The organism is Solibacillus sp. NPDC093137 (assembly GCF_050280445.1).
Taxonomy (GTDB): domain Bacteria; phylum Bacillota; class Bacilli; order Bacillales_A; family Planococcaceae; genus Solibacillus; species Solibacillus isronensis_B.
In genome coordinates, this window is sequence record NZ_JBNNVH010000001.1 from 422,342 (window position 1) to 438,956 (window position 16,615).

16 protein-coding genes, 1 other RNA gene and 1 other annotated feature are annotated in these 16,615 nt (G+C 38.4%); of the genes, 15 read left to right on the plus strand and 2 right to left on the minus strand.

Features of this window, described 5'->3' with window-relative positions:
- Positions 1-7: 7 nt before the first annotated feature.
- From ACQKN3_RS02050 to ACQKN3_RS02080, 7 genes are all read left to right on the plus strand, one after another.
- Positions 8-505 (plus strand): sigma-70 family RNA polymerase sigma factor, encoded by a 498-nt coding sequence (locus ACQKN3_RS02050; RefSeq protein WP_427709005.1) that lies wholly within the window; start codon positions 8-10, stop codon positions 503-505.
- Positions 498-1,718: a hypothetical protein gene (locus ACQKN3_RS02055; protein WP_427709006.1), complete on the plus strand. Its 1,221-nt coding sequence runs from the start codon at positions 498-500 to the stop codon at positions 1,716-1,718. The genes ACQKN3_RS02050 and ACQKN3_RS02055 overlap by 8 nt, the downstream gene beginning before the upstream one ends.
- 83 nt (positions 1,719-1,801) lie before the next feature.
- Entirely contained in the window at positions 1,802-2,230 is a 429-nt protein-coding gene (locus tag ACQKN3_RS02060; protein ID WP_251686870.1) for a GatB/YqeY domain-containing protein, read from the plus strand.
- A gap of 115 nt (positions 2,231-2,345) precedes the next feature.
- A complete protein-coding gene (locus tag ACQKN3_RS02065; RefSeq protein WP_427709009.1) occupies positions 2,346-2,909 on the plus strand; it encodes an NUDIX hydrolase in 564 nt (187 codons plus the stop codon).
- Between the two features lie 214 nt (positions 2,910-3,123).
- Positions 3,124-3,345, plus strand: coding sequence for a phosphate-starvation-inducible protein PsiE (locus tag ACQKN3_RS02070; RefSeq protein WP_079527783.1), 222 nt, complete (start codon positions 3,124-3,126; stop codon positions 3,343-3,345).
- A 167-nt stretch (positions 3,346-3,512) separates the two neighbouring features.
- Positions 3,513-4,298, plus strand: a complete 786-nt coding sequence (locus tag ACQKN3_RS02075; protein WP_427709011.1) for a vWA domain-containing protein — start codon at positions 3,513-3,515, stop codon at positions 4,296-4,298.
- Positions 4,299-4,435: 137 nt separating this feature from the next.
- On the plus strand, positions 4,436-5,635 hold the full coding sequence (locus ACQKN3_RS02080) for an iron-containing alcohol dehydrogenase (protein ID WP_427711564.1): 1,200 nt from the start codon (positions 4,436-4,438) through the stop codon (positions 5,633-5,635).
- A gap of 72 nt (positions 5,636-5,707) precedes the next feature.
- On the opposite strand, the gene ACQKN3_RS02085 is transcribed toward ACQKN3_RS02080, so the two are convergent.
- Entirely contained in the window at positions 5,708-7,312 is a 1,605-nt protein-coding gene (locus ACQKN3_RS02085) for an N-acetylmuramoyl-L-alanine amidase (RefSeq protein ID WP_427709013.1), read from the minus strand.
- 153 nt (positions 7,313-7,465) lie between these two features.
- Positions 7,466-7,701 (plus strand) — a binding site (T-box leader).
- A gap of 85 nt (positions 7,702-7,786) precedes the next feature.
- On the opposite strand from ACQKN3_RS02085, the gene hisS reads away from it, so the two are divergent.
- The 6 genes from hisS to ACQKN3_RS02115 all read left to right on the plus strand — a co-directional run bounded on the left by hisS (position 7,787) and on the right by ACQKN3_RS02115 (position 13,510).
- Entirely contained in the window at positions 7,787-9,055 is a 1,269-nt protein-coding gene (gene hisS / locus ACQKN3_RS02090; protein ID WP_427709015.1) for a histidine--tRNA ligase, read from the plus strand.
- Positions 9,056-9,069: 14 nt separating this feature from the next.
- On the plus strand, positions 9,070-10,842 hold the full coding sequence (gene aspS, locus ACQKN3_RS02095) for an aspartate--tRNA ligase (protein ID WP_427709017.1): 1,773 nt from the start codon (positions 9,070-9,072) through the stop codon (positions 10,840-10,842).
- A 156-nt stretch (positions 10,843-10,998) separates the two neighbouring features.
- Positions 10,999-11,196, plus strand: a non-coding RNA gene (gene ssrS, locus ACQKN3_RS02100) — 6S RNA.
- 192 nt (positions 11,197-11,388) lie between these two features.
- Positions 11,389-12,150 (plus strand): tRNA threonylcarbamoyladenosine dehydratase, encoded by a 762-nt coding sequence (locus tag ACQKN3_RS02105; RefSeq protein ID WP_251686884.1) that lies wholly within the window; start codon positions 11,389-11,391, stop codon positions 12,148-12,150.
- A gap of 316 nt (positions 12,151-12,466) precedes the next feature.
- Complete coding sequence (locus ACQKN3_RS02110) at positions 12,467-12,871, plus strand: aminopeptidase (protein ID WP_427709020.1); 405 nt, start codon at positions 12,467-12,469, stop codon at positions 12,869-12,871.
- 144 nt (positions 12,872-13,015) lie between these two features.
- Positions 13,016-13,510: a GTPase gene (locus tag ACQKN3_RS02115; protein ID WP_427709022.1), complete on the plus strand. Its 495-nt coding sequence runs from the start codon at positions 13,016-13,018 to the stop codon at positions 13,508-13,510.
- A gap of 68 nt (positions 13,511-13,578) precedes the next feature.
- Here ACQKN3_RS02115 and ACQKN3_RS02120 read toward each other — a convergent pair whose 3' ends face one another.
- A complete protein-coding gene (locus ACQKN3_RS02120; protein ID WP_427709024.1) occupies positions 13,579-14,859 on the minus strand; it encodes a replication-associated recombination protein A in 1,281 nt (426 codons plus the stop codon).
- Between the two features lie 138 nt (positions 14,860-14,997).
- Here ACQKN3_RS02120 and cymR point away from each other — a divergent pair, with 138 nt between their 5' ends.
- Both cymR and ACQKN3_RS02130 read left to right on the plus strand, forming a co-directional pair.
- Positions 14,998-15,417, plus strand: a complete 420-nt coding sequence (cymR, locus tag ACQKN3_RS02125) for a cysteine metabolism transcriptional regulator CymR (RefSeq protein WP_008408540.1) — start codon at positions 14,998-15,000, stop codon at positions 15,415-15,417.
- 25 nt (positions 15,418-15,442) lie between these two features.
- Positions 15,443-16,588: a cysteine desulfurase family protein gene (locus tag ACQKN3_RS02130; protein WP_427709026.1), complete on the plus strand. Its 1,146-nt coding sequence runs from the start codon at positions 15,443-15,445 to the stop codon at positions 16,586-16,588.
- The last annotated feature ends 27 nt before the right edge of the window (positions 16,589-16,615 follow it).

Below are 16,615 nucleotides of genomic sequence, written 5' to 3' on the forward strand. Positions count from 1 at the left end.
GCGTAATATGAATGAGGATATCGAGCAAATTATTGATGAATACAGTAAGCATTTATTGCGCATCGCATACTTTTACACAAAAAATCGCCATGCTGCCGAAGACATTGTACAGGATGTTTACATAAAATTTATGCAGTCCGACTACTCGGAAAGCGGTCAATTAAGAGCATATTTAACAAAGATGACGGTTAATAAAAGTAAAGATTACTTAAAGAGCTGGGCGTATAAAAAAATACAATTTGAAACGAAATGGTGGATGAAAGCGACGGACCATGATCATGTCATCCAGCAAGAAGAACGTTCCAATATCGGGGCAGCTATTTTAAAGCTGCCATTGAAATACCGGGAACCAATTATATTGTATTACTACGAAGAAATGAGTGTCCTGGAAGTGGCAGCCATATTGCAGATTAACGAAAATACTGTAAAGACCCGTTTAAGACGGGGACGCGAACAATTAAGGCCAGTGCTGGAAGGAGAATGGGAGGTGCTTCGTCATGAATGAGTTCAAAAAAGCATTAATGGATGTTGCAGGAGATTTAACGGAAAGTGAAACTGCTGTAAAAAATGCTCTATTACTTAAAAAGCCTCGTAACAAAAGAGTAAAAATAGGCTACTATTTATTGCCTGTAGTAATTGTGTCTCTATTCCTTTTTACCTGGCAGTTATTTATTCCGCAAATGATGGATATTAAGCAAGCTGACCAACCTACGAATGAAGATTTATTTGAATTTATCACTGCACTTGAAGAAATGGATTATAAAGGCGATATAGAGACTAGTCGTGCTAATGCTTACTTACAAATGGTGGAGATTATAGGAATACCTAAATATGCAAAGAGTACAGGAATTACGATTTCAGATGAGGATCGTCAGCAGGCGAAAAATCTCCTAGAACAAAAATGGAGAGAAAGAGATTTTGCAGGGGTATTGGCATCAGCTTCTGCTCATATTTCTAAAGGGAAATTTGATGAAAATATTGCCCCTCTATTAATCGAGAGGTTTGCCTATGCTAAAAAGTTAGAAGAGAGAATGTATCAGGATTACGCGAAAATGCTACCGGGAATTGCTAATTCCTATGGAGATTTCATGGGATCCTCCTACATGGAAGCACATTATAAATCACAATTAGATCAGTTTAAAGAACAACATAATATTATAATTTCAGCTAATAAAAGTTCAAGTACTTCTGGTTCAGTAGTAGCGGTAGAGGATAATATGTTTTTATTTGTTAAAAATATGACAACAAACGAATATAATCAGATGTCCCCTCGTATTTTTGTAGATAAATTTGCTGCATGGTTTATAAACGATCCGCAAAAGCCGGTTCAAGTAGGCGATTATGTAAATTTAAAAGAAACGGTAATTTCAGAAGACAGAATAGGAACTGAATTCGCAGGTGTAGGTCTTCATTATGGTCTGGAAATACTTTTGCCTAAAGAACACGCCCAAAAAATAAAAGAGATATCATTAACCGAACCAGTTCTTGAAGAATTTAACGAGATATACGGGAAAGCTACACTTATAAATGAAGAGGCAATCGAAATACTGGAGCCGCCGCTTTGTATTGTCCATATTGAAGGGAAATCCTATACGGTTTGGCAGAACGAGAAAGATCTGCTTTATATCCTTCAGTTTGGTAAGAAAGAGTTGGCCACATTTACGGAATCTACTTCAAAAAAAATATTAACTTTATTTCAACAATTTATTTATGAATAATTTATGAAATGAAAGGGTACATGGTACAATAAAGGTAATTCAAATAAGTTACGTACTTATTTAAGTGTAAAGGGGTAGACAGCATGTTAAAAACAATTGTATTTGACCAATTAAAGCAAGCGATGAAAAACAAAGATGCGTTAGCTAAAGGAGTATTGACTTTAGTGAAGTCCGCATTGGATGCTGCAGAAAAGGAAAAGGGCGCGGAATTGACGCCACAGGAAGAAACTGCTGTCATTAATCGTGAAATTAAGCAGACAAACCAGTCACTGGAAGGTGCTAAGCAAGCGGAACGTTCAGACTTAATAGAAAAAGAAGAAGCAAAATTAGTTATTTTGAAAAGCTTTTTACCAAAACAGTTAACAGAGGAAGAAATTTCAGCTGAGCTTCAGGCAGCAGGTATTGCCTCAGGAATGAATATGGGAGATGCAATGAAAATTGCAAAGCCATTACTTGATGGAAAAGCAGATGGGGCGACAATTTCAAAAGTTGTCAAAACGCTCATTTCCTAAATCGAAAATCTATGAAAAGGAGGTGTGCCGCATTTATTTTGCGGTCACGTCCTTTTCGCTATATTTCTATACTTACTTTTTACAATTTAAAAGGATTAGAATAGGGAGGATTACAATGACCTTACATGAACAGATTAAACAGTATGTACCATATAATGAACAGGAAGCAAAGGATCGGGACATCATTTTACGTGCAATGGCAACTTTGTCGGATGTCCTGACACGAAACAATGAAGTTCTGCATTTTACAGCTTCTGCTTTTGTATTCAACCCGGACCGTACTCGCGTACTAATGGCTCATCATAATATTTATAATTCATGGGGCTGGATGGGCGGTCATGCAGACGGTGATCCGGAATTATTTAATGTAGCCAAAAAAGAGCTGATGGAAGAAGCAGGTCTTCCAGAAGCAAATGCAATCCAGGAAGATATTATTTCGCTTGATATACTGCCGGTTATCGGACATATGAAGAACGGGAAATATGTTGCGGCACATTTACATTTCAATGTGACTTATATATTTGAAGTCGGAGATGAAGCAACGTTTCAGGCGAAGCTCGATGAAAACAGTGAAGTCGGCTGGATCGAATTGGGTGAAGTTGCTGAAAAATGTACAGAAGCGCATATGATTCCAATCTATGAGAAAATTATTGAAAAGGTAAAAAAAATCGGCTGTTAAACGCAAAGATCGGCTGATGAAATTGGTATTTAACAATATAGCTTTTCAAAACTTCATGCCATGGGATGAAGTTTTTTCATACGAAGATTTTCTGGATACAACTGACTGATGTACAGAAAAACACAAACGATTGCTGAAAATGAAATAATTTCACAAAATTAAACAGCCGTGTGCTAAAATAACGTTGTATAAACAAAAGGGAGGCTATTTTCAAATGGCGAAAAAAGTAAAAGAATATAAAATTAACCCAGACCGAGTGGAAGAAGCATTATTAATTCAAAATCGTATGCTTATTGAATTATTTGTTCAAGTTTTAGATGAGCAACTAGTAATTGAACGTCCTGTCTTACACGAACGTTTAGAAAACTTAATCGAGCTTTCAAATAACGATCGTGATTTGAAAGATACTTTACACGCTTTAACTCAAAAATTATAATTACATACATTTATGTGTGGTGCGGTATCCTAGAGATACCGCTTTTTTTATGCAGAAAAACACGAATATAAAGTGAGTTATTCGTGCGAAGTTTAAATTACTACTTTTTAATATTGATTTTCGCTATACTATCGGTATTGATTTGAAAACAGATGGAGGGGTTTCACATGACAAATGAATATAAGACTGTTTTAACCGATGAAATTCTTCATTTTTTATATCGTAACGCATCTTTTCAAGCTTTAGATGAAAATCAGCAGCAACAGTTTCTTGAGAAATTTGGTCAACAACCACTATTTATAGAGGTTATCGAAATTGCAATTGCAGTGGAAGAAATGATTGCAGAAGTGGAAGCAACGATGCCAAAAATACAGGATAAAGATTATTTATTTCCGATTGAGCAACAAAAGCAATTGCTGAAAGATCGGATGGTTATAGATGGAAATGTATTGTATGTATCGTTTGATGAGATGAAAAATCGTTATTCGCCGATGATTGTCATCGTACAGCAATCTGACGCCATGCAGGAGTATGAAGCCTTTACTAAAGGGACCATATTACCGCTATTTAACTTATGTGCTGTCCAGAAGAGGGATTTAATTATTCTTCCGTTTAGTAATAAACCTGCTCAACCGCTTCTTTTTAAAAATGGAAAAATTGATATTGAATTGTTCGACCAATTTTTACAGCAGTATTTACCTGGAGATGCCCAGATTATACCGGCAATAGACAAGGCGATTGAATTCTTTACTCAAGATAATATCGATAATCAGCGGGACCTCATGATTATTACGGACAATCAATTTACCGATTTCCATAAGTTTGAACAACAAGTTACGGCAGGAAAAATGCAGGAGCTTGATATCGACCTGGCCGTCATCGCAATGAGCGAGACCAATTTTGAAAGTCAGCCGATTGCATTTGCCGACAAAGTATTTTTTGCAAACGATTAATGATTTTTATTAACGAATCCGTTACGGGTTCGTTTTTTAATTGGGCGGATTTTGTTATAAACAAGGAATTTTAAAAGAAGATGCGGAATATTTAAAGAAAGGATACATAAATAGAGAGAAATGGAGTGTTTCGTTCAATGTATACAGCCTATTGCAGAACCGTCCAAAGTTCCATGCGTGTCGGTATGAAGCTTATGAACTGGAGAAAGCCAGAATTACTCCAAGGGGAAAACAGCCTCGATAGATTGCCTGAACTTGTGAAAAGTTTAGATTTAAATATGCTTTTAGTGATTACCGATGAAGGAATTCACAAGCTGGGGCTTATGGATACGTTATTAGAGGGCTTACAGGAGCAAAATATTGCATTTGTGGTCTATAATAAAACGGTTCCAAACCCAACTTTCACAAATATTGAAGAAGCGCTGGAATTGTATTATGCGCATCATTGTGATGGCATTATAGCATTTGGCGGAGGGTCACCGATGGATTGTGCCAAGGCGGTTGCAGCAAGAATCGCACGCCCTGAAAAATCACTGGCTGATTTAAAAGGTTTATTTAAAGTAAGAAAAGAAATGCCGCCGTTTTTTGCTATTCCGACAACGGCTGGTACGGGGAGCGAAGGGACGATTGCCGCCGTCGTATCAAATAGTGAAACACATGAGAAATTCGCCATTATGGATCCGGTACTTGTACCGCACTATGCTGTATTGGACCCGGTATTAACAATTAATTTGCCTCCTCATATTACATCTACAACAGGAATGGATGCATTGACACATGCAGTGGAAGCTTATATTGGAAAAAGCAATACTGAGGAGACGAGGAAATATGCCCGCGAGGCTGTTATTCTTATTTTTAAGTATTTAGTACGTGCCTATGAAGATGGGACAGATATGAAAGCTAGAACGGAAATGCAACGCGCCTCTTATTTGGCAGGGCTTGCATTTACTCGTGCATATGTAGGCTACGTCCATGCCATTGCTCATACACTCGGCGGATTTTATCAAGTTCCGCACGGTTTTGCCAATGCGGTGATCCTGCCGCATGTACTTCGATTTTACGGGGAAAGCGCTGCAAAGCCGTTAGCAGAACTTGCGACAATTGTAGGCATCGGAAAAATAACAGACAGTGATGAAAAAAAGGCAGAGTTATTTATCGAAGCAATTGAAGAATTGAATAACAAGATGGAAATTCCTCCAAAAATAACAGGAATCATCAACCGTGATGTGCCATTGATGGTGGAGCGCGCATTACAAGAAGCGAATCCGCTTTACCCGGTACCGCGCATTGTAAATAAAGATGAAATGTTTTATTTATACCAAATCATTCAGGAATAATGGATAGAGCTATTTAAACAAGTAAACCCCGATTTTCTTTTAAAGAAAATCGGGGTTTGTTATTGTTATATGTTATTGTTCAAGCTGGTCGTCGAAGTAGTTTAATAACCCTTGATAAATGCCAAGTGTTGCTTGTTCCCGATAATAATCTGTAGTAATTGCCCTTTCTTCAGAAGGGTTACTTAAATAGCCAAGCTCAAGTAATATAGCATTTTGACGGTTTTCGCGGAGTACTAAATAGTTGCCGAAGCGTGGTCCGCGATCTTTCAAGCTAACTTTTGATGCCAATCCTTCATGAACATATTCCGCAAGCTTTTGCTGATAACCGTTCGTATAATAGGTCGTAAAGCCGCTCACTGAACTATCTTCATTTGCGTCATAGTGAATACTGATAAACGCATCGGCACCTGCCTGATGAGATACTGCAACACGCTTTCGCAAGTCGACAAAAATGTCGGATTCACGTGTCATGACAACATTTGCACCGGCAGCCTGTAATTTGGAACGTAGCAGTTCTGCTGTAATAATATTAATCTCTTTTTCGTCTGTTCCACGAACACCGGTAGTACCACGGTCGTTACCGCCGTGACCCGCATCCAGTACGATTGTTAAGCCCTTTAATGTACCTTTTTTACGTTCGGCTGCCTCGCTTGTATTATTTTTAGATGTAGTTCCTTGTGAATCATTTTCACTGACAACCCAGTTTGCGACGTACGCGGTTTGACGATCATTTACTGCGATTTTAAACCAGTCGCCTTCACTTTCCACTATCGGATATGTATGACCAGCATCTGCAATGACAACAACATTTGAAGAAGTCGAAGGGGATTCCCTTAAATTTGTCCCGTTATAAATAATCGTAACAAAGTTTTTCGTTTCTTCTTTTTCAGATGAAGGATTTTGTTTCAATTGTTTTGTAAACGTTCCATAAAAATTGTATATCCAACCTTTTTTACCTTTTTCATATTCAATTTCAACCCAATTATGATCTCGGCTGACAACTTTAAATTGTTGTCCTTCAGTGGCAAGCCCTAATTTTTTAGATGTTAAATCAGGTTTTTTTCGGATGTTGACAGCATTTACGTTAACGGTAAATGTATTCGGGTCAATTTGTTGTATTGGCTCATTTGACTGTTCCTGTTGTCCGTTATCAGAAGGGGGGGCCGGCTTTTCCGTATTCGCTTCTTTGACTGTGACATATTCCGCAAATACCCAACCTGTCATCTCGCCGAACTGAATTTGAATCCAATCCTGTTCTTGTTTTAAAAATTTACTTTCCGTCCCGGAAGAGATTTTTGTCAGTACAGAAGCGGATAATGATGGTGCTACACGAACATTTAAAGAGTTTACTTGAGAAATGACTGTCTTTTCAGTTGACGAGTCTGTTTGACCGATTGCTGTTTTCACAAGCCATGCCGCAACCCATCCTTTTTGTTGTCCGACTTGAACATGGTGCCAATCACCTTGTTTTTCAATCGAAATCATCTCAGTTCCCTCTTTTAATGTATCGAGAATCGGATAAGAAAGACCTGGACCTTCACGTAAATATAAAATTTCCGCGTTTACATATAATGGTTCCCCGTTGGCATGAGCAGGGCGAGCGGAAAAATAATACGGAACAATCGCTGTGAATAATAATAAAAATGATAAACCTATTATTATTTTATTTTTTTTCATAGTTTCCTCCTTTATAATAATTTAGTTAAATGACCTTTCACTATATACCCCTATATTATAAAAGCATTTATGACAAAAAATATAGCGTTTTTTTGAAAATGGTTGACAACTTGTCATGACATCATTAAGATTAGTGTTAATTTAACAAAAGTAACATTGCCAATGACCAAACAAGTAGCGGTTGCCAATGCTGAAAAGAGAGGGAAAGACTTAGGCTGGAATCTTTCCTGCAGTATGTAACATGTGAACAACAGTTGAGAGGCGTTTCCTCGAAAAAATTTTTTCTAGTAGGGGAAGACGGAATCGGCCGTTATCCGAATTCGAGAGGATGTAGTCATACATCAATTAGGGTGGAACCGCGGAAGATTATACAAGCTTTCGTCCCTTGCAGTTTTTGCAAGGGGCGGGAGCTTTTTTTATTTTCTTCTTAATTAGCACGCGAACAGTTTGGTCAACTAAGAGAGGAGTGCTTTTATGAATTTTAAAGTACCTAAAGGAACACAGGATATTTTACCGGGTCAATCTGAAAAATGGCAGTATGTAGAACGTGTCATTCGTGATTTATGTGATAAATATCGCTATAACGAAATTCGCACACCAATGTTTGAGTCAACAGAACTATTTCAACGTGGTGTAGGCGATACAACGGATATCGTCCAAAAAGAAATGTACACATTTACGGACAAGGGAAATCGTTCGTTAACATTGCGTCCAGAAGGAACAGCTTCAGCGGTACGTGCATATGTGGAGCATAAAATGTTTGGTCAGGCAGATCAGCCTGTTAAGCTTTACTACACAGGTCCAATGTTCCGTTATGAACGTCAACAGGCAGGCCGCTATCGTCAATTTGTTCAGTTTGGTGTAGAGGCTATCGGCTCAGCCGATCCAGCGATTGATGCGGAAGTAATGGCACTTGCAATGGATGTGTATACAACACTTGGCTTGACGGATTTAAAATTAGTCATTAACTCATTAGGTGACAAAGAAACACGTGATGCGCATCGTAGTGCGTTAATCGAGCATTTTACTCCGGTCGTTGGAGAACTTTGCAGTGATTGTCAAAGCCGTCTGGAGAAAAATCCTTTACGCATTTTAGATTGTAAAGTAGATGCAAAACACCCAGCGATGGCAACTGCTCCTGCGCTAACAAATTATTTAACGGATTCTTCGGCTGAATACTTCAAAAAAGTAAAACAATATTTAGATGTGCTAGGCATTTCCTATGAAGTGGACCCTAACTTAGTACGGGGTCTTGATTACTATAACCATACGGCGTTTGAAATTATGATTACCGGTGATGGATTCGGTTCAATTACGACACTTTGCGGTGGCGGCCGCTATAATGGTTTAGTTGAAGATATTGGCGGACCGGAATCACCTGGTATCGGATTCGCCCTATCAATTGAACGATTATTATTAGCGCTGGAAGCTAATAATATTGAGCTTGCTACGGGTAATAATCTGGAAATGTATGTTGTAGCAATGGGCGAAGAGGCAAAACTAAAAGCAGTGGAGCTTGTAAGTTCATTCCGTGCAAAGGGCATTTCAGCAGATATGGATTATTTAGACCGAAAAATGAAGGCGCAAATGAAAGCTGCCGACCGTGCAAATGCAAAATTTGTCATTGTACTAGGTGAGTCAGAATTAGAAGAGCAAGCAGTAAACGTCAAAACAATGGAAACAGGCGATCAGACAAAAGTGGAATTCGGTCAGCTTGTCCAATACGTTTTAGAAAACAAATAGTTGGAGGAATAACAATGGCGCAAAGAACACATGCATGCGGTTTAGTAACAGCTGCAGAAGCGGGACAGGAAGTTGTATTAAAAGGTTGGGTACAAAAACGTCGTGACTTAGGCGGATTAATTTTCGTAGATATGCGTGACCGTGAAGGTATCGTACAAGTAGTTTTCGGTGATCAAGCGAAAGACGCATTAGAACTTGCAAATAAGATTCGTAATGAGTTTGTCATTGAAGTAAAAGGTAAAGTTGTTTTACGTGATGCAACTCAAATAAATAAAAATATGAAAACCGGCGAAATTGAAGTGTCAGCTTCTGAACTGACTATTATTAACGAAGCTAAAAACCCTCCATTCGCAATCGATAACAATGCGGAAGTTTCGGAAGAATTACGTCTAAAATATCGTTATTTAGATTTACGTCGTCCTGTAATGTATGACACATTTAAAATGCGATCTGATGTAACACGTACAATCCGTAATTTCTTACAAAACGAAGGCTTCCTGGAAGTAGAAACACCAATTTTAACGAAATCGACACCAGAAGGAGCACGTGACTATCTAGTGCCATCACGTGTACATGATGGCGAATTTTATGCATTGCCGCAATCACCACAGCTGTTTAAACAGCTTCTAATGGTAGGTGGCTTTGAGAAGTACTTCCAAATTGCTCGATGCTTCCGTGATGAAGATTTACGTGCGGACCGTCAGCCGGAATTTACACAAGTCGATATTGAAACATCATTCTTATCAATGGATGAAATTATCGAAATGAATGAGCGTCTTCTTACACAAGTTATGAAAGATGTAAAAGGTATTGATGTCGTTACACCATTCGCACGCATGAGCTATAAAGAAGCAATGGATCGTTTCGGTTCAGATAAACCAGATGTACGTTTTGGGCTGGAATTAAAACAGCTTTCAGACATCGTGAAAGAATCTGCTTTCGGTGTATTTGCGAACGCGGTAGCAAATGGCGGCGAAGTGAAGGCGATCAATGTGAAAGGCGCGGCAGCAAACTATTCTCGTAAAGATATTGATGCATTAGGCGAATTTGCCGGCCGTTACGGAGCAAAAGGTTTAGCTTGGTTAAAAGTGACGGAAGAAGGCTTGAATGGTCCAATCGCGAAGTTCTTTGAAGGGGAAGCAGCGGACGGAATTATCCAAGCAACAGAAGCGCAAGCTGGTGACTTATTATTATTCGTTGCAGATAAATCTTCTGTAGTCGCAGACGCACTAGGCGCATTACGATTAAAATTAGGAAAAGAATTAGGCTTAATCGATGAGTCGAAATTCGAATTCTTATGGATTGTTGATTGGCCATTATTCGAATACGATGAGGCGGAAGGTCGTTATTATGCGGCTCACCATCCATTCACTCGTCCATTCGATGAAGATTTAGAGTTAATGAATACAAACCCTAAAGAAGTTCGTGCTCAAGCCTATGATATCGTATTAAACGGTTATGAGCTTGGCGGCGGGTCACTTCGTATTTATGAGCCGGATTTACAAGCAAAAATGTTTGAACTGCTAGGATTCAGTGAAGAGGAAGCGCGTGCACAATTCGGTTTCTTACTGGAAGCATTTGACTACGGCGTTCCTCCACATGGCGGTTTAGCAATGGGTCTTGACCGATTAGTAATGCTTCTTGCTGGTCGTACAAATTTACGTGATACAATCGCATTCCCGAAAACGGCAACTGCAAGCTGTTTATTAACAGATGCACCATCAGCAGTTTCCGATGCACAGCTTGAAGAGTTAAGCTTACGTATCGCAGCAACAGCCAAAAAATAACACGTTAAGGTATTTCTTCTCTCGGGAAGAAGTACCTTTTTTAAAAGTAAAAAGGTACCATATATTTCTAAAAAGTTAGTACAATTTTAATAATTTGTAAGAATGGGATATTTTCGATTGAATAATCAGAATATTGGTGTTAATATATCATTAATACGAATCCTGAAGTGTTCGTCGCTATATTTGTTACTAAACACTTTTGACCGAACAATAAATCGTTGGGAGCTACTATTACCGTAGAAGCAAACATGCCCCATTTGGAGCGGGAAGTTTAACGCTGCGATTAGTGCACCCCCTTGCTATAGACGCGGGATCAAAACGATGTTGTAGCAAGACGGCATATTTGGGATTCGTCCATTTCTAATTTTACTCTTCTACTTTCATGTAGAAGAGTATTTTTATTTTGCTTTCATAACTAGGATTAAAGCATTCATGAAGCAAAAATATTATTAATGCTACTTTCTGTCATTATATTGTTGCTTGCATCTCGTAATTGATGTCGATATAATGCCTAGTAGAATGATAAAGATTGAGGGGTAAAATTAGATGTTACATCAATTTTCACGAAATGAATTAGCTATTGGAACAGAAGGGTTAGAAAAACTTAAAGAAACGACAGTCGCGATTTTAGGTGTGGGCGGTGTAGGCTCGTTTGCAGCGGAAGCATGTGCACGCAGCGGGATTGGCCGTATTATATTAGTAGATAAAGATAATGTGGATATTACGAATGTTAATCGTCAATTGGTTGCCTATCTATCAACAGTCGGAAAATCAAAATCTGCTGTTATGAAAGAGCGGATTGCAGATATTAACCCGGAGTGCGAAGTAATTGATATGCATATGTTTTATACAGAGGAAACTTATGAACAATTTTTCGCGCAAGGAATCGATTATGTAATCGATGCATCCGATACAGTAATATACAAAATCCATATTATGAAAGAATGTTTAAAACGCAACATTCCAATTATATCAAGCATGGGTGCTGCGAATAAAATGGATCCTACACGTTTCCAAATTGCCGACATTTCAAAAACGCATACAGATCCACTGGCAAAAGTAATTCGTACAAAGCTTCGTAAAGAAGGCATTAAAAAAGGTGTAACTGTTGTATTTTCAGATGAATCTCCAATTGTTGTGCGTCCTGATGTTGCACAATATGTAGGAAAACCTGAAGCTGAAATCCGCAAAGCACAATTACCGCCTTCATCAAATGCATTCGTACCATCTGTTGCGGGCTTAATTGCAGCAAGCTGGGTAATTAATACGATTTTAAAAGATGTCCAAATTAACCGCGTTCAAGGGTAAGCAAGGACTTCTTTAAATAAAGGGTGTGTAAAGGGGTTTTCGGACCTTTTTACACATCTTTTTTTAGTGGATATTTGCTATTGATAAGGACTAATTTAAACGCTTTTTTTCATCTATTATTTTATTGTGGAATTGATCAAACAACAAACTTAGCTTTCCATCAGTCACTATATTGCGCAATAAATTACATACTTTAATTAGTTATACAAAAATTTCCTAAGAAAACTATAACATTATGAATGAGTATTCATTTTTTAATATAGATTGTTACTATTGTGGTAAAATGATAAAAATGTTTGAGGAAGGGAGCTAAAAAATGGTAATTCAACAAATGGAATACCGGGGTTTGAATTTACATGATGTGATCGGGTCGGTGGAAATTGCGATTGATGCTGATTTAAATATGATCCATATTTATGATACGGATCATATTGTTGAACCTGAATATAATTTTTTAACGAAAAACTTCAAGCTGAGTGAAGGTTTCTGGAAAATGGCCAGTGTAATAAAAGAAAAGCAATTATTTTTGAGCAATGATGAAAAAAGATTAGATAGATGGATTGAATCATTTAAATGGGTCTTTTATAGTTCAGGTCAGTCAATAAAAATATATAAACAAGGTGTAATGGTTGTTTATAAAATCGGTTATATTGATAACGAGAAGTTATTATATGAAAAATACTTTTCCCGTTTGACAGATGAATCTTTGAATAGCAAATGACATAATATTCTATTAAGAGATTAATTATGGCAAAAATATGGCAGGATTTTAATGATTTTTTCGTTTTTGCAGAAAAATTCCTTTTTTTTGCTATAGTTAATAAAGTATTGATAATATGCATGGGGATGCAAGGAGGACGATAGAATGACAATTGAAATGAAAAATGATTTATTGAATTTGCCGAGTCTACAGTTGAAAATGGATAGAATCGTTTTTGAAAATATCGATACGAAACCAAATTGGTCGAAAGCTTTTGAGCAGCTTGATGAATTATTGCATAAAGTAGCGAATAATTTTAATGATTACATCGCGAGAAATAACGGGGAACTGCCATCAAGCAATACTTATTGGATCCTTTATATGGATATTACTTCAAAACTGTTATACTTTACGGGTTTAGCGCATGCTAATTTAATAGCAAAAGATGATGCGGATGCATGTGCACATGTAATTAAGCTATATGAATTAAGTGCGAGCTGTATTCCAAACGCGCATATTGAAAGTAATGAAGAATTACTTTCGGAAATTCAAAAGAGTATTCATCAATTAAATGAAGAAGAAATTAAACTGACTGTTGCCGATAATGTGGAACAATGTATTAAAGCATTTAAGCAATTTGCCGAGTCATACGAAAAGTAAATTATAAAAGAGTGAGTCATTTTCATTGAGTTGAAAATGACTCTTTTTGTGTACTTAATAAATGCCGCTTATTTCTTAAAAGATTTTAGCTTTTCATATATGGCAGCCATTCTTTTTTCTTCACCTGCTATGACGGGCTTGTAAAATTCGGTTCCTGCAAGTTCATCCGGTAAATATTGCTGTTGTACCCAGCCGCCGAATGTTCCGATAGGGGAGTCGTGCGGGTATTTATATCCGACATGGCCGAGTGTTGCCGCACCTGCATAATGGGCGTCCTTTAGATGATTCGGAATATCACCGGTTTTCCCCTCATGAATTGCTGTAATCGCCGTATCCAAAGCTTTGTAGGCTGAATTTGATTTGTCCGATAAACACATTTCAACAACAGCGGTTGCGAGTGGAATACGCGCTTCCGGCAACCCGAGTTTCACGGCTGCTTCTGTTGCTGCCTGCACATGTGCCCCAACACTAGGGTTCGCAAGTCCAATATCTTCATAGGCCATGACGAGCAGTCTTCGACATACCGCAACCAAGTCCCCATTTTCGAGTAAATGAGCCAAATAATATAGCGCAGCATTTGGGTCACTGCCGCGTACCGATTTTTGAAGAGCCGACAATAAGTTATAGAAATGGGAACCGCCTTTATCCCCAAAAACCCCGATCCTTTTTGCTAATGCATCAATCGCATTGTCATTAATAATAGTTACCCCGTCTTTTTCATCTGAAGCATAATATACCGATTCTAGTAGGGTTAATGCTTTACGGGCATCGCCATTTGAGGCATTAGCAATTTTTTCGATTTGCAGTTCGGTAATATCGATTTCTAAATGTCCAAGACCGCGTTCTTTATCTGATAATGCCTGATTGAGCAATTGGACAATATCAGCGCCTGTTAAGCGTTCTAATTGTAATATTTCCCCGCAGCGTGAACGGATGGCAGGGTTTACATCATGGAAAGGATTTTCCGTAGTTGCCCCGATCAAGACGATTGAACCGTTTTCTACATGCGGCAGCAATGTATCTTGCTGGAGTTTGTTAAAACGGTGGATTTCATCTAAAAACAATAGGACTTTACCGCTCATTCGGGCATCCATCACGATTTGTTCAATATCTTTCTTCCCGGCATGTGTAGCGTTTAATGCAAAGAAAGGAATTTTTGAGCTGCCGGCAATCGCATTTGCAATCGATGTTTTTCCTACCCCGGGAGGCCCATAAAGCAACATCGAAGGTACATGTCCTTTTTCAATCATTTTAAATAATGGTGTTGCCGGTCCAATAATATGCTGCTGACCAACAACTTCGCGAATTGTACGTGGTCTCATTTTATAGGCGAGCGGTTCATTTTGCATAATTTTTCGCTCCTTTTCTTTTCAGTTGAATAAAATGGTTTTGTTAATAATCATAATCATAAAGTATTTCCGAGTGGTTTAAAAGGAGTTGTGTTATAATGAATAATATTAAAGGACTAGAAAATAAGAGGTGTAACGATGAAAATATCGACTAAAGGACGTTACGGTTTAACGATTATGATTGAATTGGCAAAGCATTATGGTGAAGGACCGATTCCGCTGCGACAAATTGCTGCGGATAAAGATTTATCGGAAGCGTATTTAGAGCAGTTAGTGTCACCACTACGCAATGCAGGCCTTGTGAAAAGTGTCCGTGGCGCATATGGCGGCTATATGTTGGCACATAAGCCAAATGAAATTTCTGCAGCTGATGTTATCCGTGTTTTGGAAGGGCCGATTCAGCCGGTTGAGGGAATTGAAAACGAAGAAGCGCCACAGCGTGAATTATGGATGCGTATTCGCGATGCAGTAAAAAATGTCTTGGATACAACGACGATTGACGATTTGGCAAAATATACAAATAATGAAGTATCTGACGGCTATATGTTTTACATTTAGTGTTATTTAAAGGAGTTAGTTTGTTTTGAAAAATACAATTTATCTTGATCATGCCGCAACCTCACCCATTGCCCCTGAAGTAATTGATGTAATGGCACGTGCAATGGCCGAGGAAAGCGGTAATGCATCAAGTATTCACACAGTTGGACGTAGTGCACGTAAAGCACTGGATGACTCTCGGGCAAGTTTGGCAGCAAAAGTAAATGCGAAACCCTCTGAAATTATTTTTACAAGCGGTGGAACAGAAGCCGATAATATGGCCATTTTTGGAACAGCGTATGCACGCCAAAAAGAAGGAAAACATATTATTACAACAGCAATTGAACACCATGCCGTTTTACATGCGTGTGAAAAGCTTGAAAAAGAAGGTTTCACGGTGACGTATTTACCCGTTGACAAAACAGGGCGAATCCGCGCTGAACAGGTGAAAGAGGCTTTACGTGATGATACGATTTTAGTTACGATTATGTATGGTAACAATGAAGTCGGCACAATCCAGCCTATTGCAGAAATTGGAGCGATCTTAAAAGAACATACCGCTATATTCCATACAGATGCTGTCCAAGCATTCGGACTGGAAAAAGTGGATGTAGAAGCACTCCATGTTGATTTGTTAAGTGTTTCTGCCCATAAAATTAACGGTCCTAAAGGAATTGGCTTTTTATATGCAAAAACAGGAGTCAAATTAACAAATATCCTATACGGCGGTTCCCAGGAAAAAAAACGTCGTGCAGGAACGGAAAATGTCCCAGCGATTATTGCGTTTGCAAAAGCTGCCGAATTAGCAGGACAATCTGCACAACAGCGTAGAGAGCAGTACAACGGTTATAAAAATATTTTAATCGAACAGTTCCAGCAGGCGAATATTGATTTTCAACTGAATGGTCATCAAAATAGCGTTTTACCGCATGTATTGAATGTCACTTTCCCCGGAACGGATGTTGAATCATTTTTGATCAATTTGGATATGGCAGGAGTACTCGTATCAAGCGGTTCTGCTTGCACGGCAGGTTCGATTGACCCGTCCCATGTACTTGTTGCGATGTATGGACAGAACGCCCCTGAGCTTCGTAGTTCCATTCGTTTCAGTTTTGGGTTAGGATTAACAGATGAGTTAGTAGGGGAAGCAGGGAAGCGTACTGCTGAAATTGTGAAACGGCTAACTTCGTAAATTTATAAGAAAGACTTCGCGCCTTTT

Coding starts and splice junctions, on each gene's coding strand:
- ACQKN3_RS02050 (WP_427709005.1), top strand. CDS start 8: ATGAATGAGGATATCGAGCAAATTATTGATGAATACAGTAAGCATTTA.
- ACQKN3_RS02055 (WP_427709006.1), top strand. CDS start 498: ATGAATGAGTTCAAAAAAGCATTAATGGATGTTGCAGGAGATTTAACG.
- ACQKN3_RS02060 (WP_251686870.1), top strand. CDS start 1,802: ATGTTAAAAACAATTGTATTTGACCAATTAAAGCAAGCGATGAAAAAC.
- ACQKN3_RS02065 (WP_427709009.1), top strand. CDS start 2,346: ATGACCTTACATGAACAGATTAAACAGTATGTACCATATAATGAACAG.
- ACQKN3_RS02070 (WP_079527783.1), top strand. CDS start 3,124: ATGGCGAAAAAAGTAAAAGAATATAAAATTAACCCAGACCGAGTGGAA.
- ACQKN3_RS02075 (WP_427709011.1), top strand. CDS start 3,513: ATGACAAATGAATATAAGACTGTTTTAACCGATGAAATTCTTCATTTT.
- ACQKN3_RS02080 (WP_427711564.1), top strand. CDS start 4,436: ATGTATACAGCCTATTGCAGAACCGTCCAAAGTTCCATGCGTGTCGGT.
- ACQKN3_RS02085 (WP_427709013.1), bottom strand. CDS start 7,312: ATGAAAAAAAATAAAATAATAATAGGTTTATCATTTTTATTATTATTC.
- hisS (WP_427709015.1), top strand. CDS start 7,787: ATGAATTTTAAAGTACCTAAAGGAACACAGGATATTTTACCGGGTCAA.
- aspS (WP_427709017.1), top strand. CDS start 9,070: ATGGCGCAAAGAACACATGCATGCGGTTTAGTAACAGCTGCAGAAGCG.
- ACQKN3_RS02105 (WP_251686884.1), top strand. CDS start 11,389: ATGTTACATCAATTTTCACGAAATGAATTAGCTATTGGAACAGAAGGG.
- ACQKN3_RS02110 (WP_427709020.1), top strand. CDS start 12,467: ATGGTAATTCAACAAATGGAATACCGGGGTTTGAATTTACATGATGTG.
- ACQKN3_RS02115 (WP_427709022.1), top strand. CDS start 13,016: ATGACAATTGAAATGAAAAATGATTTATTGAATTTGCCGAGTCTACAG.
- ACQKN3_RS02120 (WP_427709024.1), bottom strand. CDS start 14,859: ATGCAAAATGAACCGCTCGCCTATAAAATGAGACCACGTACAATTCGC.
- cymR (WP_008408540.1), top strand. CDS start 14,998: ATGAAAATATCGACTAAAGGACGTTACGGTTTAACGATTATGATTGAA.